The organism is Pseudomonas sp. GW821-FHT03A09 (genome assembly GCF_059421065.1).
This window is the reverse complement of the sequence record NZ_JBWKUX010000005.1, coordinates 94,596-113,603: the sequence shown is the minus strand read 5'-3', so window position 1 is coordinate 113,603 and position 19,008 is coordinate 94,596. Positions and strand designations below refer to the sequence as shown.

The window sequence follows — 19,008 nt, the reverse complement described above, 5'->3', positions numbered from 1 at the left end:
ATTAGCGCCTTGTAGCCAGCAGGCCGATCAGAAAGCCCACGCCAGCGGCGATGCCGACCGACTGCCAAGGGTTGGCCTGCACGTAATCCTCGGTGGCGGCGACGGCTGCCTGGCCACGTTCACGCAGGGAGTCTTCGGTCAGTTGCAGGGTCTCGCGGGCCTTGAGCAGGCTTTCATGAATCTTGCTGCGCAACTCATCGGCCTGGTCACCGGCCAGTACGGCGGTGTCGTCCAGCAGTTTCTCAGTGTCGGCAACCAGGGTCTGAAAATCTTCCATCAGTATTTCTTGAGCAGTCTTTGCCGTTTTTCTGGCCATGGTTATCTCCGTGAGTGGCTGATTCGGTACGTATGATTTCGAGTCACCGGCTTCGGTGAAGGTTCAGTGCAATTGTCTGGTACAGCTTTTGCTTTGCCTTGGTGCGCCTCCCCGAGGGCTGCGCTGAATCTGGGCGGGCTGCGGCTAATGCCTTGAAAAACCTTACCCTAAATAACTGAAACTCGCGGAAAAACCCTGTCGGCAACGGCCTGTTGTGTTGATCGCTGCGCTAAAGCGGTTCACGCCCTCTGAAGAGGGGGGGGGGCGCTGGTGCCAATTTAGTGCGCGATACCCTGGCTTGAACCGCTTTGGTGCTTTTTGCCTTTAATGCAGGCCTGCCAACCTCCATGGAAAATATACAAAGCGCGGTGGCTACCCTAGTCCACAGCTCCAACACCCTGTTCATTTTGATCGGGGCGGTCATGGTCCTGGCCATGCACGCCGGTTTCGCGTTCCTGGAAGTCGGCACGGTGCGCCAGAAAAACCAGGTGAATGCCTTGTCGAAGATCCTCAGCGACTTCGCCATCTCCACCTTGGCCTATTTCTTTATAGGCTATTGGATCTCTTACGGCGTGAGCTTCATGCAGCCGGCGGCGGTGATCAGCGCCGATCACGGCTACGGCCTGGTGAAGTTCTTCTTCCTGCTGACGTTCGCGGCGGCGATCCCGGCGATCATTTCCGGGGGCATTGCCGAGCGCGCAAAGTTCGCCCCTCAGTTATGCGCTACCGCGCTGATCGTAGCGTTTATCTATCCGTTTTTCGAAGGCCTGGTGTGGAACGGCAATTTCGGCGTGCAAGCCTGGCTGCTCGCAACCTTTGGCGCCAGCTTCCATGACTTTGCCGGTTCCGTTGTGGTCCACGCCATGGGCGGCTGGCTGGCGCTGGCGGCGGTGCTGCTATTGGGCCCGCGTAATGGACGATACAGGGAAGGGCGGCTGGTGGCGTTTGCACCGTCGAGCATTCCGTTCCTGGCGTTGGGCTCGTGGATTCTGATCGTCGGCTGGTTCGGCTTTAACGTTATGAGCGCGCAAACCCTCAATGGCGTCAGCGGCCTTGTCGCCGTCAACTCGTTGATGGCGATGGTCGGTGGCACGGTTGCGGCGCTGATCATCGGCCGCAATGACCCGGGCTTCCTGCATAACGGCCCGCTGGCTGGGCTGGTGGCGATCTGCGCCGGTTCAGACTTGATGCACCCGGTGGGCGCGCTGGTCACCGGTGCGGTCGCGGGTGGGTTGTTTGTATGGTTCTTCATCGCGGCCCAGGATCGCTGGAAGATCGACGACGTACTGGGTGTGTGGCCGCTACATGGCCTGTGCGGCGTATGGGGCGGTATCGCGTGTGGCATCTTCGGCCAGACGGCCTTGGGCGGCCTGGGCGGTGTCAGCCTCATCAGCCAATTGATCGGCACTGCCCTTGGCGTGACGGTGGCACTGGTCGGCGGCCTGCTGGTGTACGGCCTGATCAAGCGCGTGCACGGCCTGCGCCTGAGCCAGGAAGAGGAATATTACGGCGCCGACCTGTCGATCCATAAAATCGGCGCGGTCAGTCAGGATTGATCTGTGGCTTTGCCTGCGGACAGCTGGGCAAGAAGCGTGAGAATCGCTGAGTCAGTTATAGGCCATGGCGATCTGGGGCCGTTTTTTGTGGTGGTGGGCTTCAGGCAGTCAGCGGGCTTAGAATGATCGCCTGTTTTCTGATCAGGTCCTTTCGTCATGCTTCCTGAATGCCAGTTGTTCGGCACCCTGGGTTGTCATCTTTGTGAGATTGCCGAAGCCGAAATCATACCGCTCGTCGAGCACGGATTGCTGGTGGAGCTGGTGGATATCACCGACCCCGACGACCTGACCGAAGCCTACGGCCTGCGAATTCCGGTGCTTCGCCGGGTGGATACGGGGATGGAACTGGATTGGCCTTTTGACACACAACAGGTGGTGGCCTTCCTTCGTTGAGTGTTATCCGATGGCGGGTTTCTAAATATTACGTTACTGTATGTTTGTACAGCGATTGAATAGAGGGAACGCCCGTGGTGAATGTTGAACAACTGAAAAGCAGCGTCAATCGCATGTCCGCCGATGTCGTGCGCGACGCGGTGAACGAGCTGCGCCTCGACGGCCTGGTCACGGAAGGCAAGACGCCGTTTAACAAAGTGCATTTCAACACCTGCTTTGCGGAGATCGAGGCGTTGTTCCAGCGCGCCGGTTATCACAAGCAATTGGATGTGGTGGGATATCAGGGCTTGTTGTACGCGCTGTACGACCCCGGCCGCTGGGAAGCGGTGGATGTGCTGCGCTGGCTCAAGGAGTTTACCGAGGCGGCGAGTGCCTCGCCCATCCTGAGAGCGCAATTGGCCAAAGCCTGAGATCAACCCTAGGCTCAGTCCCGCTCCTTGCGGGATAATGCCGGCTTGTTCTTCCGGGTTTCGAGCATCTTCATGAGCACTTCGGGTTTTTCCGCCTCCCAGCACCAAGCCAGCACCTTGTATCTGCCTCCTGGCCCTTGGGCCACGGTGCTGGATTGCCTGTGCGACCACTTTGCGGCCATCAGCCGTGAACACTGGTTGGACCGCATCGCACGCGGTCGGGTGCTGGATGTGAATGGCAGCCCGATCAGCCAGAGCCTGGCTTACAAGGAAGGCCTGTGCATCTACTACTTCCGTGAAGTGCCCAATGAGAAGGTGATTCCCGTACAGGAAACCATCCTGTATGCCGATGAGCACCTGGTGGTAGCGGACAAACCCCATTTCCTGCCGGTGACCCCGGCCGGTGAGTACGTCGAACACACCCTGTTGCGCCGCCTGATTCGTCGTCTGGACAATCCCTCGCTGGTGCCCCTGCATCGTATTGACCGGCACACGGCGGGGCTGGTGCTGTTCTCGGCCAACCCGCAAAGCCGCTCCGCTTACCAGCAGCTGTTTCCCACGCGGCGCATCGATAAATTCTACGAAGCCATTGCCCCGGCGTTGCCGAACCTGACCTTCCCCCTGGTGCATAAAAGCCGCCTGGTGGACGGCGAACCGTTCTTCCGGATGCAGGAGGGACCTGGTGCCAGCAACACCGAAACGGCCGTGGAAGTGCGGGAAAAACATGGCGATCTATGGCGTTACGGTCTGTTCCCCGTGACCGGGAAAAAGCACCAGCTGCGCGTGCACATGACTGCGCTCGGCGCGAGTATCTGCAATGACCCGTTCTATCCCGACGTGATCAAGGATGCCGAGGACGACTACGCCAAGCCCCTGAAGCTGCTGGCCCAGGGCGTGCGTTTTATTGACCCGGTTACTGCTGAACCACGGGATTTTCGCAGCCGGATCACCCTCGACTGGTAACCCGCAGAAACGACAAGGCCCGCACGAGGCGGGCCTTGGCAGACAAGCGTTAAGACTTACAGCTCTTTAACGGTGCGAACCTGATCCTTGTTGATCCGGGTTTCCTTACCATCGAGCTGTTTGAATTCGTAGAAGCCCGACGCTTTGTCGAAAGTCGGGGTGTCGACGGCCTGGATTTCGCGACCGTCATTCAGGGTGATCACTGTTGGCGACGCGCAACCGGCAAGGGTAGCGAGGCCCAGTGCAAGCATGAGAGCGGCGATGGTCCGTTGAGTCATGAGATTGTCTCCGAGAGAATACTTTTGAATAGCTGACCTTGTGACGCGCAGGGCGTCGCCAAAGTTCCTGGTGCGCTGATCATTCTGACACGCCAGTTCTCGTGTGCAACAGCTCGGGTGTATTAAGGTTGGCCAGGCGGGGGTCATTGGCCGGGCATTCCAGGGCGATGCCACCCAGTTGCAGCATAATGCTGCGCGGACTTCGCTCACCGGCATCCCAGGCGCATTCCACTTGGCTTTTGAGGGCGGTGGGAATGATGCAGAGCAAGGGCTCCCAGAACTCGCCTTGTCGGACCATGACTGGCACCAATGGATTGCGACTCGAAAGCTCACGCAGATCAGCCAGCAGTCGTGCATCGATGTTCGGGACATCGCACGGCAGTATCAGCAGGTGCTGATGACGTGCGGCGACCAAGCCCGCACGTATACCCGCGAGCGGGCCGGGGAAGTCCGGGCTGTCGTCGCTCACCAGTTGGTCGGCGTAGGGAGCGTACAGCTCATGATTGCGGTTGCACGAGATGATCAGGTCATCCGTCAGCGGCCGAGTCAGTCGCTGCAAGTGTGCAATCAACGGTTGGCCGCGCCATTGCAGCAAGCCTTTGTCCTGGCCGCCCATGCGCTGGCCGCGGCCACCGGCCAACAACAGGATCGAACAGGGCAGGGGCGAATAATCAAGGGGCATGGTGGTTCCGCTGCGACAGGTAAATAAGGCCCTGTGATATAACATCGGGCTGTTCCTTCGACAACCGGACCGAGCCATGAAAGCCAAGGCTGATGCGCCCTTCGTACCCCTGAACATCGCTGTATTGACCGTCAGCGACACTCGCACCCTGGACACCGACACCTCGGGCCAGGTCTTCGTCGACCGCCTGACCGCCGCCGGCCACTCTCTGGCCGAGCGCGTGTTGCTCAAGGACGACCTCTACAAAATCCGCGCCCAAGTCGCCCACTGGATCGCCGAAGACGTGGTGCAAGTGGTGTTGATCACTGGCGGCACCGGTTTCACTGGCCGCGACAGCACCCCGGAAGCGGTGAGCTGCCTGCTGGACAAGCAGGTCGACGGTTTCGGCGAGCTGTTCCGCCAGATCTCCGTGGCCGATATCGGCACGTCCACCGTGCAATCCCGCGCCTTGGCCGGCTTGGCCAATGGCACGCTGGTGTGCTGCCTGCCGGGCTCCACAAACGCCGTGCGCACGGGGTGGGACGGTATCCTCGCCGAGCAGTTGGACAACCGTCACCGCCCGTGCAACTTCGTGCCTCACCTGAAGCAGGCCGAACCTTGTGAATCCCGTGGATAAGCCCGGCAAGACCGGCGCGCTGATGCCGGTGGAAGAGGCGCTGCAACGACTGCTGGACATGGCAGAAGCCACGCCGATCCGCGAGCAGGAAGTGCTACCCCTGGCGGACATCGATGGCCGCGTGCTGGCGCAAGACCTGATTTCTACCCTCGACTTGCCGCCTTGGCCTAACAGCGCCATGGACGGCTATGCCCTGCGGCTGTCGGACTGGACCGGTGCGCCATTGCCGGTCAGCCAGCGCATCTTCGCCGGCCAGGCGCCGCAGCCCCTGGCCGCTGGCACTTGTGCGCGAATCTTTACCGGTGCACCGGTGCCCGAAGGCGCGGACTGCGTAGAAATGCAGGAAAACGCCGTGGTCCATGGCGACGAGCGCGTAAGCTTTACCGAGCCATTGCAGATTAACCAGAACATCCGCCCCCGAGGCCAGGAAACCACGGTCGGCGAGTGTGTGCTGGCTGCCGGCACCCGCCTGGGCCCAATCGAGCTGGGCCTGGCTGCCTCCCTGGGGCGTGACCGCTTGAGCGTGGTGCGCCGTGTACGGGTGGCCGTGTTGTCCACTGGCGACGAGCTGATCGAACCCGGCCTGCCGCTGGGCCCGGGCCAGATCTACAACAGCAATCGCCGTGTGTTGTGCAGTTGGCTTGTGCGCATGGGCTGCGAAGTGGTCGATGCCGGGATTCTGCCGGATGATCTGGAAAAAACCCGCACACGTTTGGCGGGGCTGGGCGATGTCGACTTGATCCTGTCCACTGGCGGTGTGTCGGTGGGCGAGGCGGACTTCCTCGGTATCGCCCTGCGCGAAGAGGGCGAACTGGCCCTGTGGAAGCTGGCGATCAAGCCGGGCAAGCCGCTGACCTTCGGGCATTTTCGCGGTGTGCCGGTGATCGGCTTGCCCGGTAACCCGGCTTCCACCTTAGTGACGTTTGCCTTGCTGGCCCGTCCTTACCTGCTGCGCCGTCAAGGCGTGCAAGACGTGGCGCCATTACGTTTCGAGGTGCCGGTGGGGTTCGTCTGGCCGCAAGCGGGCAACCGCCGCGAGTACTTGCGCGGGCGTATCGAGCAAGGCAAGGCGATCATCTACCGCAACCAGAGCTCCGGTGTGCTGCGCAGTGCGGCGTGGGCGGAAGGGTTTGTGGAGGTGTTGGAGGGCACGACGCTGGCTATCGGCGACCGGGTCAACTTCATTCCTTTGAGTGAGGTATTTAGCTGATACACAATTCACCGATGGCGTGGACTTAGTCAAGATAAGTCCTATGAGCCAACCCAGGCTGGCAGGCTAGTTTTCCGAGTTCTGGTTACTGGAGAGCTGAAGATGACTATCCAATCTGCTACATCCATTAATGGTGTGGCGGCACCCGCTCGCACCGAGCCCGGCTTGCCCACGGCAGCGTTAATCAATTCAAGCCCGGCACGTGGGGTTTTGAATCAACTGATCGTTAGGCCGCTTTCCGAGAACAACTACCGGGAGCGGCTTGCCTGCATGATCGCCGATCCGAGTATTACCTCCTGGCAGGCGCTGACGCGTAACCCCGGGCAGTTGCAACGGCTGCAGGACAATGAACGGCTGAGGTGGTCCGATCCGACTGCGGCTGATAAAAGCATGCCGACGTTGGCTCAGGCCCTGGGCAAGAAAAATGTCTGGCTGCCCGAGGTGGAAAACCTAAATGCCAACATCCTGAAAAACCTTACGGCACAGGTGGCAGAGAAATACCTGACGCAGTTTCAGTCCATTCTTCAGGACCCGGCACCTGCATTGTCGCAAGATGTCTCGATAGTGCGCGGTGCGCCATCAGCGGGTAAAACCACCTTTCTCACTGGCCAGTTCGCGCTCAATACCGATGCGGTGAAGAATATGATCCAGCACCGTATGCCCGGCACGAGCATGCTGCAGGTGCATGACCAAGGCGCGGCATTGGTTCAGCAGTTCATGGGGTCCATGGAAAAGCACTTGGGGCAGCCATTGACGCGGGATGCGTTGTACCTGTGGCCAAGCGATTTCAACCAGAAAATCGCGGATATCGCACGCTTGAGCCAGGAGCCCAAGCTGCATTTCCACGATATCCAGGTGGACCTCGCGACCTTGTGCTGTCGGATTCTCAAGCGCGGCACCGATGAGGCGGTGATGGACTTCAATGTCCTGAGCCAGTTTTTCAGTGCGGGTCTGGAGCATCGTGGCCTGAGTATCGAGTCGGTCAAGAACAACCAGGGCAAGCTCAAGGAGTATTCACTGTCAGCCTGGGACGGTCAGCAGAATGTGCTCGTCGCCCAGCGTGCGCCGGGCACGGAGGCATTTGTGATCAAGGATCAGGCCCTGTTCGATAAGGTCACTGCGCGGGATAGCCGTTCCATAAAGGCGGAGGTCGATCGTGTTCAACACTGTCATTGACGCGCCGTTCATCGAGGCCTTCACTGCTCCACTTCCGCCAGCGCAGGCCGGCGCATTCGGTGCGGCACTGCGGCGGTACGAGGGGCAGACATTCGAGCAGGCGTTGAAGCAGCACGCCCAACGCAAGCCGGTTGCCACGTCGGTGGCCGCCCGCGTGTTGGCCGGTGTGATGCCCGGCTGATTCAGTAGTCATCCCCACGTTCAGTCACGTCGCGCTCTACCGGCGCGGCGTGCGGGTTATACCCCACTGGGAACTTGCCCTTCAGCGTCCACGCAAACGCAATGATCTCGGCAATCGTGCGATACAGCTCCTCCGGGATACTGTCCCCCAGTTCCATGCGCGCCAGCAGCTTCACCAACTCGGCATTCTCGTAGATAGGCACCTCATTTTCCCGCGCCAGCTTGAGGATGGCTTCGGCCAAGGCATCGTCGCCCTTGGCCGTGAGTGTCGGTGCCTGCTGGCCGTCGTACTTGAGGGCAATCGCCTGGCGGGGTGGGTTGGCGTTTTTCATGCGGTTTCATCCACCCAGCGTTGTTCCAATCCGGTTCGCGGCCCACGCGGCGGGGTGCCGACATGGCAATCCAGATCGCCCACATTGAGGCCGGAAGTCACCAAGCGCTCGCGCAGACTGCCCAGATGGCTTCCGATCAAGCTGGCGGTGAATGGCCGGGTCGCCCATAACTGGCTGGACAGTTTGCACTGGCTCAGTTGCGCTTGAACCTGCAACGGCCCCAGCGGTTCCATGTCGAACGCCAGTTCGACGCGCCAGAGCATCTGCTTGGGGTCTTTTTTCTCTTTGCGTTCGGGTTGGTCTTTGTCTGGCGCAGGCTCTTCACGCTGGAACTTGACCTGCAACGGCACGATGTCCTGCAAGGTGCGCATGGGGATTTCCAACTGCCAGGTGGTTTGTACGCGGCCGTCGGCGGTGGTGCCGGTCTGTTCCAGGCTCGACAGCTGATGGCTCTGCAACCGCGAAACCGCGGCGGCGGCCAAGCGCAGCAGGTTTTCCAGGTCGCCTTCGCCTTCCAGGCGCTGCATCAGCCGATCCGGCAGCGGAAAGCCGGCGGGTGTTTGCCGGGCGCCGATCTGGCCAAGGGTATTCAGCGGGTTACGCACGAAGTTGGGCAGCACCTGGGCCAGGGTATTGGCGGCGAGGATGGCGTTCAGGTTGGTGGGCGTGGGCAGGGCCGGCAGTAGGTCGGCGACCAGGCGCAGTAGCGCACCCTTCATATCCAGCGGAGGTGTTTGCGGGTTTTGCCCGGCCAGCAACTTGGCTTCAAGAAAAGCACCACTGTTCTGCACCAGTTGCGCCAGCACCTTGGGGTTGCTGACCTGGGCCAGATCGGGCAGGGCGGCGAGCAAGCGGGCGGCAGCGGCGCGCAGGTCGGCGGAGGTGTTGTCGTCAGTCGGCAGGTTTTGCAGCGCAGTGAAGACTACATCCAGTGAGCCTTGGCGGCTTTGCTGGGTCGAGAGCTGCTGTGCGACCGCCAATTGATCCTTGAGCCCGCTCAAGGGTACGAAGTTCAGGGTTTGTGCATTTTGCACCACCGCGCTGAGCAAGCTACCGACCCGCAGCGGCTGCGGGCTTTCCACCGTAAGGGTCGTGCCTGCCATGGCATTATTCAGCACGCTCACCAGCGAGCGGTAGATCGCCGGTTGCGTGGTGCCCTGGGGCAGCATCTGGGTGGTCAGCACCTTGGCTTGCAGCAGGGTGCCCTCGGGCATTTGGGTGGTGTCGATACGGGTGAGGGCGGCGACGTTGGCGCTCATGGCTTGTTGCAGGGTGATGGTCAGGTTGCCCGTTGGCGTCTGGCTCACCGCCACGTTGCTCCCCAACGGCAAAGGCTGAGCACTGCTGGCTTGGACTAAGGTCTGGCGACCGCCATCCAGGGTCAGCTTGAGCAACAGTTGAAACGTATCGCCACCTTGTTTAAGCGCGAGCACTTCGGCGTTCACGGTTTTTCCAGGGTCGATCAGCCCCGTCTGCGGCTCCAGCAGTTTGAGCAACTCACCGGCCGGGGGCAGCGGGGCAGGCCCGGGCGGCGGGGTAGGAGGCAGCGGAGGAAGGTTGATCTCACCGGTCATCGTGCGCGTCGTCTCTGGGGAAATTGCCCTCTTTAGAGTAGGGCATCACATGTATAATGCCGCCCGTCTGTAGAGAGAGCGGTAAAAACCTCACAACTAATTGATCCAGCTCTCTAAACTCGGTCGCCAAAGCCGTTATTGTGCATCTCTCTATAACGGCCGCTGCACCGCCGACTTGAACCGTAAAGGCCCGCGATCTCTTGACCAGCCCTCTTCTTGAAGCCGTAGCGCTTGCCTGTGAACGCGACCTGCGCCTGTTGTTCGAACACCTCGAACTGCGGCTGACGGGTGGCGACATGGTGCAAATCAGCGGCCCCAATGGCAGCGGCAAGACCAGTTTGCTGCGTCTGCTGGCCGGGTTGATGCAGCCGACGGCAGGAGAGATTCGGCTCAACGGCAAGCCCCTCCACGAACAACGCAACGAACTCGCGCGCAACCTCGTGTGGATCGGCCACGCTGCCGGTATCAAGGATGTGCTGACCGCTGAAGAAAATCTCAGCTGGCTCAGCGCCCTGCATCACCCTGCATCCCGCGACGCTATCTGGCAGGCTTTGGCGGCAGTTGGCCTCAAGGGTTTTGAAGACGTTCCCTGCCACACCTTGTCCGCTGGCCAGCAGCGCCGCGTGGCCCTGGCGCGTTTGTATCTGCCCGGCCCGCCGCTGTGGATTCTCGACGAACCTTTCACCGCCCTCGACAAGCAAGGCGTCGCCCAGCTCGAAGAGCATCTGGCCCGGCATTGCGAGCAGGGTGGTTTGGTCGTGCTGACGACTCACCACACCCTGGCGCGCATGCCCGCGGGTTATCGCGAGCTGGACTTGGGACGGTGGTCGGCATGAGCGTATTCGCCCTGTTGGTCGCCCGCGAAGCGCGGCTGTTATGCCGTCGCCCGGCTGAGCTGGCCAACCCGCTGGTATTCTTCGCCATCGTGATCGCCCTGTTCCCGCTGGCGGTCGGCCCTGAGACTAAACTGTTGCAAACCTTGTCTCCGGGACTGGTGTGGGTGGCCGCGCTGTTGTCCGTCCTGCTCTCGCTGGACGGGCTGTTTCGCAGTGATTTCGAAGACGGTTCCCTGGAACAGTGGGTCCTTTCGTCGCACCCCCTGCCACTTCTGGTACTGGCCAAGGTGCTGGCACACTGGGTTTTTTCCGGCTTGGCGCTAGTCTTGCTCTCGCCGCTGCTGGCGATGATGCTGGGGCTGCCTGTGGCGTGCCTGCCGGTATTGCTTTTGTCCTTGTTGCTCGGTACGCCGGTGCTCAGCCTGTTGGGGGCGGTGGGCGCAGCGTTGACCGTCGGCTTGAAGCGGGGCGGCCTGTTGTTGGCCCTGCTGATTCTGCCTTTGTATATCCCGGTGTTGATCCTGGGCAGCGGTGCTTTGCAGGCCGCGCTCATGGGCATGCCGGCGACCGGTTACCTCTTGTGGCTTGGTAGCCTGACCGCCCTGGCGGTAACCCTGACACCCTTTGCTATAGCGGCCGGCCTGAAGATCAGCGTCGGCGAATAATGAGGTCTGGCTGGGCGTTATACGTCAGCCAGTAAAGACCCTAAGCTTCTTGCCATGACAAGAAGCGCCCGTGATGGAAACAGCAATGAACTGGACCTGGTTTCACAAGCTCGGCTCGCCCAAATGGTTTTATGGCATCAGCGGCAAGCTGCTGCCGTGGTTGAGCCTCTTCGCGGTATTGCTGATCGGTATCGGCCTGGTCTGGGGCCTGGCCTTCGCGCCACCGGACTACCAGCAAGGCAACAGCTTCCGCATCATTTATATCCACGTGCCCGCCGCCATGCTGGCCCAGTCCTGCTACGTGATGCTGGCCGTGTGCGGCATTGTCGGGCTGGTGTGGAAAATGAAACTGGCCGACGTAGCCCTGCAATGCGCCGCGCCCATCGGTGCGTGGATGACTGCCGTGGCGCTGGTCACTGGCGCCATCTGGGGTAAGCCGACCTGGGGTTCGTGGTGGGTGTGGGATGCGCGACTAACGTCCATGTTGATCCTGTTGTTCCTGTACTTCGGCCTGATCGCCCTGGGCAATGCAATCAGCAACCGTGACAGCGCCGCCAAGGCCTGCGCGGTGCTGGCCATCGTCGGCGTGATCAACATTCCCATCATCAAGTACTCGGTGGAGTGGTGGAACACCCTGCACCAGGGCGCCACGTTCACCCTCACCGAAAAACCGGCGATGCCCGTGGAAATGTGGGCGCCGCTGCTGCTGATGGTGCTGGGCTTCTACTGCTTCTTCGGCGCCGTGCTGCTGATGCGCATGCGCCTCGAAGTGCTCAAGCGTGAAGCCCGCGCCAGTTGGGTCAAGGCCGAAGTGCAAAGCTGCCTGGGAGTACGTGGATGAGTTTTGCTTCTTTCAGCGAGTTTCTCGCCATGGGCCATCACGGCCTGTATGTCTGGACGGCCTATGGCATTTGCCTGGCGGTGCTGGCCCTCAACGTTGCCGCGCCGATCCTGGCCCGCAAACGTTACCTGCAACAAGAGGCGCGTCGTCTGCGCCGGGAGACCGAAAAGTGAATCCGCTGCGTAGAAAGCGTCTGTTGATCATCCTTGCCATCCTGGCCGGCGTCGGCATTGCCGTGGCCCTGGCCTTGAGCGCCCTGCAGCAGAACATCAACCTGTTCTATACCCCGACTCAAATCGCCAACGGCGAAGCTCCGCTGGACACGCGTATCCGCGCTGGCGGCATGGTGGAGAAAGGCTCGCTCAAACGCTCTGCCGACTCCCTCGACGTGACCTTTGTGGTCACCGACTTCAACAAGGCCGTGACCATTACCTACCGCGGCATCCTCCCGGACCTGTTCCGCGAAGGCCAGGGCATCGTCGCCCTGGGCAAACTCAACGCCGATGGCGTCGTGGTGGCCGATGAAGTGCTGGCCAAGCACGATGAAAAATACATGCCGCCGGAAGTGACCAAGGCCCTCAAAGACAGCGGCCAATCCGCGCCTGATACAACTGCAGCTCCAGCCAAGGAGGGCTAAGCCATGACGTCCGCACTGTTTATTCCAGAACTGGGCCAGTTGGCGATGATCCTCGCCCTGTGCTTTGCCATTGTGCAAGCTGTGGTGCCGTTGCTCGGCGCCTGGCGCGGCGATCGCCTGTGGATGAGCCTGGCGCAGCCGGCCGCCTGGGGCCAGTTTGCGTTCCTGCTGTTTGCCTTCGGCTGCCTGACCTACGCTTTCATGACCGACGACTTTTCCGTTGCCTATGTTGCAAACAACTCCAACAGCGCATTGCCCTGGTACTACAAGTTCAGTGCCGTATGGGGCGCCCACGAGGGTTCTTTGCTGCTGTGGGCGTTGATCCTCGGCGGCTGGACCTTTGCCGTGTCGGTATTCTCGCGGCAATTGCCGCAAGTCATGCTGGCTCGAGTACTGGCGGTGATGGGCATGATCAGCATCGGCTTCCTGCTGTTCCTGATCATGACCTCCAACCCGTTCAGCCGTATCCTGCCGCAGATTCCAGTGGACGGTCACGATCTCAACCCGCTGTTGCAAGACATTGGTCTGATCGTGCATCCGCCGATGCTCTACATGGGCTACGTCGGTTTCTCGGTGGCCTTCGCTTTTGCCATCGCCGCTTTGCTCGGCGGTCGTCTCGATGCCGCTTGGGCGCGCTGGTCGCGGCCATGGACCATCGTCGCCTGGGCTTTCCTGGGTATTGGCATCACCCTCGGCTCGTGGTGGGCCTACTACGAACTCGGTTGGGGCGGCTGGTGGTTCTGGGACCCGGTGGAAAACGCGTCCTTCATGCCCTGGCTGGTGGGCACGGCGTTGATTCACTCCCTGGCCGTTACCGAAAAGCGCGGCGTGTTCAAGAGCTGGACCGTGTTGTTGGCCATCGCGGCGTTCTCCCTCAGCCTGCTCGGCACGTTCCTTGTGCGCTCGGGCGTGCTGACCTCGGTTCATGCGTTCGCCTCCGATCCGGAGCGCGGCGTGTTCATCCTGATCTTCCTGCTCTTTGTGGTCGGCGGCTCGCTCACCCTGTTCGCCCTGCGCGCGCCGGTGGTCAAGAGCCAGGTCGGTTTCAACCTGTGGTCGCGGGAAACCCTGCTACTGGGCAATAACCTGGTGCTGGTGGTGGCCGCGTCGATGATCCTGCTCGGTACGCTCTACCCACTGGTGCTGGATGCCTTGAGCGGTGCCAAGTTGTCCGTTGGCCCACCCTATTTCAACGCGTTGTTCATCCCGTTGATGGGCTTGTTGATGGTGGTGATGGCGGTCGGCGTGCTGGTGCGCTGGAAGGACACGCCGGTTAAGTGGCTGGCTGGCATGTTGATGCCGGTCCTGCTGGGCAGCGTGGCCTTGGCGGTCATCGCCGGTATCGCCTACGGCGACTTCAACTGGGCGGTGCTCGCTACCTTCTTGCTTGCTGCCTGGGTGCTGTTGGCCGGCGTGCGCGATATTTTCGACAAGACCCGCCACAAAGGCCTGATCAAAGGTTTGCCGACATTGACCCGCAGCTACTGGGGCATGCAGATCGCCCACATCGGCATCGCCGTGTGCGCCCTGGGTGTGGTGCTGTCCAGCCAGAACAGTGCCGAGCGCGACCTGCGCCTGGCACCGGGCGAGTCCATGGACCTGGCCGGTTACCACTTCATTTTCGAAGGTGCCAAGCACTTCGAAGGCCCTAATTTCACCTCAGACAAAGGCACCGTGCGCGTTGTGCGCAACGGCAAGGAAGTGGCCGTGCTGCACCCGGAAAAACGCCTGTACACCGTGCAGAGTTCGATGATGACCGAAGCCGGCATCGATGCCGGTTTCACCCGCGACCTCTATGTGGCACTGGGTGAACCGCTGGGCGAAGGCGCCTGGGCGGTGCGGGTGCATGTGAAACCGTTCGTGCGCTGGATCTGGTTCGGCGGCCTGCTCACCGGGTTGGGTGGTTTGCTGGCCGCGTTGGACCGGCGTTATCGGGTCAAGGTAAAAAGCCGGGTGCGTGAAGCCCTCGGTCTGCAAGGAGCGGCGGCATGAAGCGTTGGTTGATGGTGTTGCCGCTGGCGGCATTTCTGGTGGTAGCGGTGTTCCTGTATCGCGGCTTGTACCTGGACCCCGCTGAACTGCCCTCGGCGATGATCGGCAAACAGTTCCCGGCTTTCAGCCTGCAGACGGTGCAGGGCGACAAGACCCTGACCCAGGCCGACCTGTTGGGCAAACCGGCACTGGTCAATGTGTGGGCCACCTGGTGCATCTCTTGCCGCGTCGAACACCCGGTGCTGAACAAACTGGCCGAGAAAGGCGTGGTGATCTACGGCATCAACTACAAGGACGACAACGCCGCGGCCTTGAAATGGTTGGCGGAGTTTCACAACCCGTACCAGATTGATATCCGCGATGAAGACGGCAACCTCGGCCTGAATCTCGGCGTGTACGGTGCCCCGGAAACCTTCTTCATCGACGCCAAGGGCGTGATCCGCGACAAGTACGTCGGCGTGATCGACGAAGTGGTGTGGCGCGAGCAATTGGCGGCCAAGTACCAGGCCCTGGTCGATGAGGCCAAGCCATGAAGCGTTTGTTGGCCGCCGCTGTATTGGCGTTGGGTTTGGCCGGCATCGCCCACGCCGCCATCGACACCTACGAATTCGCCAACGACGCCGAGCGCGAGCGTTTCCGCGACCTGACCAAGGAACTGCGCTGCCCCAAGTGCCAGAACCAGGACATCGCCGACTCCAACGCTCCGATCGCTGCTGACCTGCGCAAGGAAATCTTCCGCATGCTGGAAGAGGGCAAGGACAACCAGCAGATCATCGACTTCATGGTCGACCGTTACGGTGATTTCGTGCGCTACAAACCGGCCCTCACCGGCAAGACCGCACTGCTCTGGTTCGGACCTGCCGGGCTGTTGCTCATTGGCGTGGTGGTCATGGCCGTGATTGTCCGCCGTCGCCGCGCCGCGCCAACCGATGGCTCCGACGCGCTGTCCCCTGAAGAGCGCAAACGTCTCGACCAATTGCTGGACACCAAGACTGATGATTGATTTCTGGCTCGCAGCCGGCTTGCTGCTTTTGATTGCCCTGAGTTTCCTGTTGATCCCTGTACTGCGCGACCGTCGCGCCCAGCGTGAAGAGGACCGCACTGCGCTGAACGTGGCGCTCTACCAAGAACGCGTGGCCGAGCTGCAAGTGCAGCAGGACGAAGGCGTGCTCAATGCCGCCCAACTCGACACCGGCCGCGCCGAAGCCGCCCGCGAATTGCTGGCCGACACCGAAGGCGTGGAAAAACCCCGCGAATCGCGCCTCGGTAAACCACTGCCGTTACTTGCCGCTGTCTTGGTCCCCGTGTTGGGGCTCGGCCTGTACCTGCATTTTGGCGCCAGCGACAAGGTCGAACTGACCCGCGAATTCTCCCAGCCACCGGTGTCCATGCAAGACATGACCCACCGCCTGGAACGCGCCGCCGCCGCTCAGCCGGATTCGCCGGAAGGCCTGTACTTCCTGGGGCGCGCCTATATGGCCCAGGACCGCTCCGCCGATGCAGCCAAGGTCTTCGAGCGCACCGTGGCCTTGGCCGGTCGCCAGCCGGAACTGCTCGGCCAGTGGGCCCAGGCCCAGTACTTTGCCGACAACAAACAGTGGTCGCCCAAGGTACAGGCGCTGACCGACGAGGCACTCAAGCTGGACCCGAAAGAGGTCACCAGCCTCGGTTTGTTGGGTATCGCAGCGTTTGAAGGCCAGCGCTATCAGGAAGCCATCGACTACTGGAACCGCCTGCTGGCCCAACTGCCAGCGGAAGACAACTCCCGCGCCGCCCTGCAAGGCGGCATCGACCGCGCGGCCGAGAAGCTGAAAGAAAGCGGTGGCACCGTGGCGCAAAAAACCGCGCTGAAAGTGCGCGTGGACCTGGCGCCCGACGTCAAGGCCAAAGCCCGGCCGACCGATAGCGTGTTCATCTTCGCCCGTGCCGTAAGCGGCCCACCGGCGCCGCTGGCAGCCAAGCGCGTCACCGTCGCCGAACTGCCCGTCACGGTGGAACTGGGTGATGCTGACGCAATGATGCCGCAGTTGAAACTGTCCAACTTTCCCGAAGTCCAACTGGTTGCGCGCATATCCCGGGCCGGTCAGCCGACCACTGGCGAGTGGATCGGCCGCAGCCAACCCTTGGCCAGCAGCACGACTGCGCTGCAGCAGCTGACCATCGACAGTCCGGACAAGTAATTCGAGGAAACGCCCATGACCGCATTTGCACGCATCACCTTGCTCAGCCTCGTTCTCGGCTTGAGCGCCTGTGCGGTCCACCGCCCACCTCCGGCGCCCACTGGCCCGACGATTCCACCCTCTGGCCCGTCGACCCAGCCCAGCACTAAACCCTCCGGCCCGGTGATCCCAGTACCGAAACCTGTCCCGAGCAAGTCCCCGACCTTCGCGCCACCACCGGGTGCCGCCAGCCATTGGGATGGCAAGATGCAGGTGTATGTGCTGGACGACCAGCCCGACACCTTCTACCGCCAGCGCACTTACTACCGCTGGAGCAACGGCTGGAGCCGCTCGATCAGCCCGAACGGGCCGTGGGAAGAAACCGACGTGCACGGCGTGCCGCCGGGGTTGAGCAAGCAATACGCGCAATGACAAAAAGGCGACCTTCGGGTCGCCTTTTTCATGCCTGTGAAACACGCTCTTCAATCCAATGAATATCAACTGTGGGAGCCGGGCTTGCCCGCGATGGCGGTGTGTCAGGCGCCGAATCGGTTGCAGGTATATCGCCATCGCAGGCAAGCCAGCTCCCACAGGAGACCTCATCGGCTGTTAGGCCACCGGACACTCCCGATTCAGCGCCTGGTCCATCAATAACTGCGCAATTTCAATCATCTGCACCACCGCCAGCACCTCGCCGTACTCGCAACTATCCCACCGTTCCAAACACACTGAGGCGTGTTCTGAGGAACGCCAACGCGTTCTGAAAGAGTGGGTGCCATTCTTGGGTAGGCTCGCTGCTCAACGAATGCCAGAAAAACCGAAACTCATGCCCTCCATCATCATGCGCAAAATGTACCCAACCATCCGCAAGGTCCATCCTCACTTCACATTGATGAAATGCCCAGTGATGCCCAGTGTCGGCTGCCTGCCAAGTCCCCAAGTCGCCTATCACCTTGCCGGTGATTCCGGCTTCTTCACGTAACTCACGAACAGCGGCGGCAGCGCTGGTTTCACCTGGCTCCACGCTGCCTTTGACCAACTGAAAACCGGCCAGTGGGTGTTCGAAGGCCAGGACTTCCAAGGATTGTCTTGTACGAAGCACGACGGGGCATGCTTTGGTGATGATCATCGAGTGTTGTCTTCCCTGTTTTAGTCCGGCTGAGTGTATAGCCATGATCAGTGTGATCAGTCCTACAGTCACCGCCAACCTTTCATAAAACCTTCACCAAACCACCCTTGTGCCGTCACATGCAAGTCATAGGGCTGACACCTGCCGCGCCTACTGTCGTTTGAACTCAACCGCAGCCATTCCCCGGCTGTTCAAACAAGACAGAGAAGCCCATGACTCACGCTATCCATGTCGATCATTTGAACAAGACTTTTGCGAAGAAATCCGCACTGGTCGACCTCGAACTCACCATTGCTTCAGGTGAAATGGTCGCGCTGATTGGCGCTTCCGGTTCCGGCAAGTCCACGTTGTTGCGCCATCTGGCGGGCCTGGCGTGTTGCGACAAGAGCAACGGCGGCAGCGTCAAGGTGCTGGGCCGGGAGGTGCAGGCCAGTGGGCGGTTGAGTGGCAAGGTGCGGTGCTTGCGCGCGGACATCGGCTACATCTTCCAGCAGTTCAACTTGGTCAACCGCCTGAGCGTGCTCGATAACGTGTTGCTCGGTTGCCTGGGCCGCATGCCGCGCTGGCGTGGCAACCTCGGCTTGTTCAATGCCGAAGAGAAAGCCTTCGCCATGGAATCCCTGGCACGCGTTGGCCTGGCCGATCTGGCCGCGCAGCGGGCTTCGACCTTGTCCGGTGGCCAGCAGCAGCGCGTGGCGATTGCCCGTGCATTGACCCAGCGCGCCGAGGTGATCCTGGCCGATGAGCCCATCGCCTCGCTAGATCCGGAGTCAGCGCGCAAGGTCATGGAGATCCTCGCCGACATCAACCGCCGCGACGGCAAGACCGTGGTGGTGACCCTGCATCAAGTCGATTACGCCATGCGTTATTGCCCACGGGCCGTGGCGCTCAAAGGTGGGCGCATTCATTTCGACGGGCAGGGCAGTGCCATGAGCAGCCAGTTCCTCAACGATTTGTACGGTGCCGACGTCGACACCAGCCTGATGTTTTCCGACCAGACCCGCCATACCGAAGCCACACCTCGGCTGGCCTTGGCGCGCGCTTGAAACCCTACTCACGACCT

Annotated in this window: 25 protein-coding genes; 19 read left to right on the top strand and 6 right to left on the bottom strand. The window is 61.2% G+C overall.

Going from position 1 to position 19,008, the window contains the following annotated elements; all coding sequences use genetic code 11:
• Nucleotide 1 precedes the first annotated feature (1 nt).
• The gene (locus AC07V4_RS10870; RefSeq protein ID WP_431751422.1) at nucleotides 2–316 is read right to left on the bottom strand and encodes an ElaB/YgaM/YqjD family protein; all 315 of its coding nucleotides are present in this window, start codon (nucleotides 314–316) and stop codon (nucleotides 2–4) included.
• A gap of 347 nt (nucleotides 317–663) precedes the next feature.
• On the opposite strand from AC07V4_RS10870, the gene AC07V4_RS10865 reads away from it, so the two are divergent.
• The 4 genes from AC07V4_RS10865 to AC07V4_RS10850 all read left to right on the top strand — a co-directional run bounded on the left by AC07V4_RS10865 (nucleotide 664) and on the right by AC07V4_RS10850 (nucleotide 3,638).
• Entirely contained in the window at nucleotides 664–1,872 is a 1,209-nt protein-coding gene (locus AC07V4_RS10865) for an ammonium transporter (RefSeq protein WP_492636322.1), read from the top strand.
• 156 nt (nucleotides 1,873–2,028) lie between these two features.
• The gene (locus AC07V4_RS10860) at nucleotides 2,029–2,265 is read left to right on the top strand and encodes a glutaredoxin family protein (protein ID WP_431751420.1); all 237 of its coding nucleotides are present in this window, start codon (nucleotides 2,029–2,031) and stop codon (nucleotides 2,263–2,265) included.
• Between the two features lie 74 nt (nucleotides 2,266–2,339).
• Nucleotides 2,340–2,675, top strand: coding sequence for a hypothetical protein (locus AC07V4_RS10855; RefSeq protein WP_017529348.1), 336 nt, complete (start codon nucleotides 2,340–2,342; stop codon nucleotides 2,673–2,675).
• Nucleotides 2,676–2,747: 72 nt separating this feature from the next.
• Nucleotides 2,748–3,638 (top strand): pseudouridine synthase, encoded by an 891-nt coding sequence (locus AC07V4_RS10850; RefSeq protein WP_492636323.1) that lies wholly within the window; start codon nucleotides 2,748–2,750, stop codon nucleotides 3,636–3,638.
• A 56-nt stretch (nucleotides 3,639–3,694) separates the two neighbouring features.
• On the opposite strand, the gene AC07V4_RS10845 is transcribed toward AC07V4_RS10850, so the two are convergent.
• Nucleotides 3,695–3,916, bottom strand: a complete 222-nt coding sequence (locus tag AC07V4_RS10845; protein ID WP_492636324.1) for a YgdI/YgdR family lipoprotein — start codon at nucleotides 3,914–3,916, stop codon at nucleotides 3,695–3,697.
• A gap of 79 nt (nucleotides 3,917–3,995) precedes the next feature.
• Entirely contained in the window at nucleotides 3,996–4,598 is a 603-nt protein-coding gene (gene mobA / locus AC07V4_RS10840; protein WP_492636325.1) for a molybdenum cofactor guanylyltransferase MobA, read from the bottom strand.
• A gap of 76 nt (nucleotides 4,599–4,674) precedes the next feature.
• On the opposite strand from mobA, the gene moaB reads away from it, so the two are divergent.
• From moaB to AC07V4_RS10820, 4 genes are all read left to right on the top strand, one after another.
• On the top strand, nucleotides 4,675–5,214 hold the full coding sequence (moaB, locus tag AC07V4_RS10835; protein ID WP_071496276.1) for a molybdenum cofactor biosynthesis protein B: 540 nt from the start codon (nucleotides 4,675–4,677) through the stop codon (nucleotides 5,212–5,214).
• Nucleotides 5,198–6,424 (top strand): molybdopterin molybdotransferase MoeA, encoded by a 1,227-nt coding sequence (locus AC07V4_RS10830; protein ID WP_492636326.1) that lies wholly within the window; start codon nucleotides 5,198–5,200, stop codon nucleotides 6,422–6,424. The genes moaB and AC07V4_RS10830 overlap by 17 nt, the downstream gene beginning before the upstream one ends.
• A 270-nt stretch (nucleotides 6,425–6,694) precedes the next feature.
• Nucleotides 6,695–7,600, top strand: a complete 906-nt coding sequence (locus tag AC07V4_RS10825; protein ID WP_495029363.1) for a hypothetical protein — start codon at nucleotides 6,695–6,697, stop codon at nucleotides 7,598–7,600.
• Complete coding sequence (locus AC07V4_RS10820) at nucleotides 7,581–7,781, top strand: hypothetical protein (protein WP_492636328.1); 201 nt, start codon at nucleotides 7,581–7,583, stop codon at nucleotides 7,779–7,781. The genes AC07V4_RS10825 and AC07V4_RS10820 overlap by 20 nt, the downstream gene beginning before the upstream one ends.
• A 1-nt stretch (nucleotide 7,782) precedes the next feature.
• Here AC07V4_RS10820 and AC07V4_RS10815 read toward each other — a convergent pair whose 3' ends face one another.
• On the bottom strand, nucleotides 7,783–8,112 hold the full coding sequence (locus AC07V4_RS10815) for an EscU/YscU/HrcU family type III secretion system export apparatus switch protein (RefSeq protein ID WP_492636329.1): 330 nt from the start codon (nucleotides 8,110–8,112) through the stop codon (nucleotides 7,783–7,785).
• The gene (fliK, locus tag AC07V4_RS10810; protein WP_492636330.1) at nucleotides 8,109–9,686 is read right to left on the bottom strand and encodes a flagellar hook-length control protein FliK; all 1,578 of its coding nucleotides are present in this window, start codon (nucleotides 9,684–9,686) and stop codon (nucleotides 8,109–8,111) included. Before fliK ends, AC07V4_RS10815 begins: the two co-directional genes overlap by 4 nt.
• Before the next feature lie 200 nt (nucleotides 9,687–9,886).
• On the opposite strand from fliK, the gene ccmA reads away from it, so the two are divergent.
• The 10 genes from ccmA to AC07V4_RS10760 all read left to right on the top strand — a co-directional run bounded on the left by ccmA (nucleotide 9,887) and on the right by AC07V4_RS10760 (nucleotide 17,248).
• The gene (gene ccmA, locus AC07V4_RS10805) at nucleotides 9,887–10,522 is read left to right on the top strand and encodes a cytochrome c biogenesis heme-transporting ATPase CcmA (RefSeq protein WP_431753576.1); all 636 of its coding nucleotides are present in this window, start codon (nucleotides 9,887–9,889) and stop codon (nucleotides 10,520–10,522) included.
• The gene (gene ccmB, locus AC07V4_RS10800) at nucleotides 10,519–11,187 is read left to right on the top strand and encodes a heme exporter protein CcmB (protein ID WP_492636331.1); all 669 of its coding nucleotides are present in this window, start codon (nucleotides 10,519–10,521) and stop codon (nucleotides 11,185–11,187) included. Before ccmA ends, ccmB begins: the two co-directional genes overlap by 4 nt.
• Before the next feature lie 85 nt (nucleotides 11,188–11,272).
• Complete coding sequence (locus tag AC07V4_RS10795; RefSeq protein ID WP_431753578.1) at nucleotides 11,273–12,028, top strand: heme ABC transporter permease; 756 nt, start codon at nucleotides 11,273–11,275, stop codon at nucleotides 12,026–12,028.
• Nucleotides 12,025–12,201 (top strand): heme exporter protein CcmD, encoded by a 177-nt coding sequence (ccmD, locus tag AC07V4_RS10790; protein ID WP_061435869.1) that lies wholly within the window; start codon nucleotides 12,025–12,027, stop codon nucleotides 12,199–12,201. Before AC07V4_RS10795 ends, ccmD begins: the two co-directional genes overlap by 4 nt.
• On the top strand, nucleotides 12,198–12,665 hold the full coding sequence (gene ccmE, locus AC07V4_RS10785; RefSeq protein WP_492636332.1) for a cytochrome c maturation protein CcmE: 468 nt from the start codon (nucleotides 12,198–12,200) through the stop codon (nucleotides 12,663–12,665). Before ccmD ends, ccmE begins: the two co-directional genes overlap by 4 nt.
• 3 nt (nucleotides 12,666–12,668) lie before the next feature.
• Nucleotides 12,669–14,657 (top strand): heme lyase CcmF/NrfE family subunit, encoded by a 1,989-nt coding sequence (locus AC07V4_RS10780; RefSeq protein ID WP_492636333.1) that lies wholly within the window; start codon nucleotides 12,669–12,671, stop codon nucleotides 14,655–14,657.
• The gene (locus AC07V4_RS10775) at nucleotides 14,654–15,190 is read left to right on the top strand and encodes a DsbE family thiol:disulfide interchange protein (protein WP_492636334.1); all 537 of its coding nucleotides are present in this window, start codon (nucleotides 14,654–14,656) and stop codon (nucleotides 15,188–15,190) included. The genes AC07V4_RS10780 and AC07V4_RS10775 overlap by 4 nt, the downstream gene beginning before the upstream one ends.
• Nucleotides 15,187–15,660, top strand: coding sequence for a cytochrome c-type biogenesis protein (locus tag AC07V4_RS10770; RefSeq protein ID WP_492636335.1), 474 nt, complete (start codon nucleotides 15,187–15,189; stop codon nucleotides 15,658–15,660). The genes AC07V4_RS10775 and AC07V4_RS10770 overlap by 4 nt, the downstream gene beginning before the upstream one ends.
• Nucleotides 15,653–16,837: a c-type cytochrome biogenesis protein CcmI gene (gene ccmI, locus AC07V4_RS10765; protein ID WP_492636336.1), complete on the top strand. Its 1,185-nt coding sequence runs from the start codon at nucleotides 15,653–15,655 to the stop codon at nucleotides 16,835–16,837. The genes AC07V4_RS10770 and ccmI overlap by 8 nt, the downstream gene beginning before the upstream one ends.
• 15 nt (nucleotides 16,838–16,852) lie before the next feature.
• Entirely contained in the window at nucleotides 16,853–17,248 is a 396-nt protein-coding gene (locus AC07V4_RS10760; RefSeq protein WP_492636337.1) for a hypothetical protein, read from the top strand.
• A 274-nt stretch (nucleotides 17,249–17,522) separates the two neighbouring features.
• On the opposite strand, the gene AC07V4_RS10755 is transcribed toward AC07V4_RS10760, so the two are convergent.
• Entirely contained in the window at nucleotides 17,523–17,945 is a 423-nt protein-coding gene (locus AC07V4_RS10755) for an NUDIX hydrolase (RefSeq protein ID WP_492636338.1), read from the bottom strand.
• 212 nt (nucleotides 17,946–18,157) lie between these two features.
• Between AC07V4_RS10755 and phnC the strand changes: the two genes are divergently transcribed.
• Nucleotides 18,158–18,991, top strand: coding sequence for a phosphonate ABC transporter ATP-binding protein (gene phnC, locus AC07V4_RS10750; protein WP_492636339.1), 834 nt, complete (start codon nucleotides 18,158–18,160; stop codon nucleotides 18,989–18,991).
• The last annotated feature ends 17 nt before the right edge of the window (nucleotides 18,992–19,008 follow it).

Excerpts from the sequence above, each read along its gene's own strand:
- AC07V4_RS10815 (WP_492636329.1), bottom strand. The coding sequence starts at position 8,112 with ATGAAAAACGCCAACCCACCCCGCCAGGCGATTGCCCTCAAGTACGAC.
- ccmI (WP_492636336.1), top strand. The coding sequence starts at position 15,653 with ATGATTGATTTCTGGCTCGCAGCCGGCTTGCTGCTTTTGATTGCCCTG.
- AC07V4_RS10795 (WP_431753578.1), top strand. The coding sequence starts at position 11,273 with ATGAACTGGACCTGGTTTCACAAGCTCGGCTCGCCCAAATGGTTTTAT.
- AC07V4_RS10770 (WP_492636335.1), top strand. The coding sequence starts at position 15,187 with ATGAAGCGTTTGTTGGCCGCCGCTGTATTGGCGTTGGGTTTGGCCGGC.
- ccmD (WP_061435869.1), top strand. The coding sequence starts at position 12,025 with ATGAGTTTTGCTTCTTTCAGCGAGTTTCTCGCCATGGGCCATCACGGC.
- AC07V4_RS10760 (WP_492636337.1), top strand. The coding sequence starts at position 16,853 with ATGACCGCATTTGCACGCATCACCTTGCTCAGCCTCGTTCTCGGCTTG.
- AC07V4_RS10865 (WP_492636322.1), top strand. The coding sequence starts at position 664 with ATGGAAAATATACAAAGCGCGGTGGCTACCCTAGTCCACAGCTCCAAC.
- AC07V4_RS10845 (WP_492636324.1), bottom strand. The coding sequence starts at position 3,916 with ATGACTCAACGGACCATCGCCGCTCTCATGCTTGCACTGGGCCTCGCT.
- AC07V4_RS10850 (WP_492636323.1), top strand. The coding sequence starts at position 2,748 with ATGAGCACTTCGGGTTTTTCCGCCTCCCAGCACCAAGCCAGCACCTTG.
- mobA (WP_492636325.1), bottom strand. The coding sequence starts at position 4,598 with ATGCCCCTTGATTATTCGCCCCTGCCCTGTTCGATCCTGTTGTTGGCC.
- AC07V4_RS10870 (WP_431751422.1), bottom strand. The coding sequence starts at position 316 with ATGGCCAGAAAAACGGCAAAGACTGCTCAAGAAATACTGATGGAAGAT.
- AC07V4_RS10825 (WP_495029363.1), top strand. The coding sequence starts at position 6,695 with ATGATCGCCGATCCGAGTATTACCTCCTGGCAGGCGCTGACGCGTAAC.
- AC07V4_RS10755 (WP_492636338.1), bottom strand. The coding sequence starts at position 17,945 with ATGATCATCACCAAAGCATGCCCCGTCGTGCTTCGTACAAGACAATCC.
- AC07V4_RS10775 (WP_492636334.1), top strand. The coding sequence starts at position 14,654 with ATGAAGCGTTGGTTGATGGTGTTGCCGCTGGCGGCATTTCTGGTGGTA.
- phnC (WP_492636339.1), top strand. The coding sequence starts at position 18,158 with ATGACTCACGCTATCCATGTCGATCATTTGAACAAGACTTTTGCGAAG.
- moaB (WP_071496276.1), top strand. The coding sequence starts at position 4,675 with ATGAAAGCCAAGGCTGATGCGCCCTTCGTACCCCTGAACATCGCTGTA.
- AC07V4_RS10780 (WP_492636333.1), top strand. The coding sequence starts at position 12,669 with ATGACGTCCGCACTGTTTATTCCAGAACTGGGCCAGTTGGCGATGATC.
- ccmB (WP_492636331.1), top strand. The coding sequence starts at position 10,519 with ATGAGCGTATTCGCCCTGTTGGTCGCCCGCGAAGCGCGGCTGTTATGC.
- fliK (WP_492636330.1), bottom strand. The coding sequence starts at position 9,686 with ATGACCGGTGAGATCAACCTTCCTCCGCTGCCTCCTACCCCGCCGCCC.
- AC07V4_RS10860 (WP_431751420.1), top strand. The coding sequence starts at position 2,029 with ATGCTTCCTGAATGCCAGTTGTTCGGCACCCTGGGTTGTCATCTTTGT.